This is a genomic window from Holdemania filiformis (assembly GCF_003459085.1).
Lineage (GTDB): Bacteria > Bacillota_I > Bacilli_A > Erysipelotrichales > Erysipelotrichaceae > Holdemania > Holdemania filiformis.
This window is the reverse complement of record NZ_QRUP01000046.1, coordinates 1-701: the sequence shown is the minus strand read 5'-3', so window position 1 is coordinate 701 and position 701 is coordinate 1. Positions and strand designations below refer to the sequence as shown.

Here is a 701-nt window from a genome sequence, read left to right as displayed (position 1 = left end):
AACAGCACACAGTTGCCGCAGGCATCCGTTTCACTCACTGCGATATGATCCGCATTGATATCGATTCCAATCACGCCGTCTTGCTTATTCTTCATCAATTCACGTTCTTCCATTTCCACAACCGCTTTGATGATGAAGTATTTCTTATGATCTTCCAATAGATAAGCGACCGCTTTCCCCGGTGTGTTGTGCGGCAGCTTCACCGCTCGTTCCAGTTCTTTGGCATTCGCATGAAAACGAACCTTTAGCCGGATTTCTCTATTTTCACTGCTGCAGCGATAAATCAATACGCCTTCTTCAAGATGATATTTGAATAAGCAATTGGAATACTTCCCCTGCCTGCGTCCCGGGATCATCATAGTTTTGTTTCGCTGATACCGGTATTCTTCAAGCCAAGCTTCATGATTTCCAGCGTAAACCGTCGTTCTGGAACGTGACAGCTTCTTCCCGCCAAAGCAGGTAAATTGCATTTTCTGATTCGCGGTGTTGAGCTGTTGCTGCGTGCGATTCAATTTAAAGATCAATTGAGAGCGCTGGTTCTTTAACTGTTTCCGGGTTGGCCGCAGCACTTGTACCTCCTCAAGATAATCTTCCCGGGTTTGTTTTCCCAGCTTCGTTTTCTGTTTAAGCTGCGCTAACCGTTTATCCAGCCGTTGGATTTCTTTCTCTGTTTTCCGGATTTTCTTTTCCACGCTTTTCAC

The 701-nt window shown here is 45.5% G+C and carries 1 protein-coding gene; it reads right to left on the bottom strand.

What is annotated here, in order from left to right; all coding sequences use genetic code 11:
* A partial coding sequence (locus DWY25_RS17805; protein ID WP_181981898.1) for a hypothetical protein occupies positions 1-701 on the bottom strand: 701 nt, incomplete at both ends.